The sequence below is a fragment of the Mesorhizobium sp. M7A.F.Ca.CA.004.12.1.1 genome, assembly GCF_003997835.1.
In the GTDB taxonomy this organism is placed as follows: Bacteria; Pseudomonadota; Alphaproteobacteria; order Rhizobiales; family Rhizobiaceae; genus Mesorhizobium.
Window position 1 is genome coordinate 1 of the sequence record NZ_RZRK01001431.1, and the last position, 631, is coordinate 631.

Sequence of the window (631 nt, forward strand, 5' to 3'; positions counted from 1 at the left end):
CCTGGCGATCTGGAACATCGAGCGCCCCGCCGAACTCGTCTATCGCATGGGCTTCAACCCGCTGCATGCCCGCATCTGGAGAGGACAATGACCGAACTGACCCTGAAGCCCGGCAATGCGACGCTGGCCGACTGGCGCGCCATCTATCGTGGCGCCGTGCCCAAGCTGGACAATGCCTGCCGGCCAAAGATCAAGGCGAGCGCCGAGGCTGTCGCCAGGATCGTTGCCAAGGGCGAGCCGGTCTATGGCATCAACACCGGCTTCGGCAAACTGGCCAGCGTCCGCATCCCGGCCGAGGATCTCGAGACCTTGCAGCGCAACATCGTCCTGTCGCACGCCGCCGGCGTCGGAGAGCCGATGCCGGTTGCTGTCTGCAGGCTGATGATGGCGCTGAAGCTCGCCAGCCTGGCGCAGGGCGCGTCGGGTGTGCGGCCGCAGACCATCGAGCTGCTCGAAGCGATGCTGGCCAACGACGTCATCCCGGTGGTGCCGGCGCAAGGTTCGGTCGGCGCCTCCGGCGACCTCGCCCCGCTGTCGCACATGACGGCGGTGATGATCGGCGTCGGCGAATGCTTCACCCCGCATGGCCGTTTCCCGGCCAAGGTCGCCTTCGTCTCGCATGGATTGGAAC

General features: G+C 66.7%; 1 protein-coding gene. It reads left to right on the forward strand.

From position 1 onward, the window contains the following. Positions 1-87: 87 nt before the first annotated feature. A partial coding sequence (locus tag EN984_RS36865) for an aromatic amino acid lyase (RefSeq protein ID WP_164766034.1) occupies positions 88-631 on the forward strand: 544 nt, incomplete at its 3' end.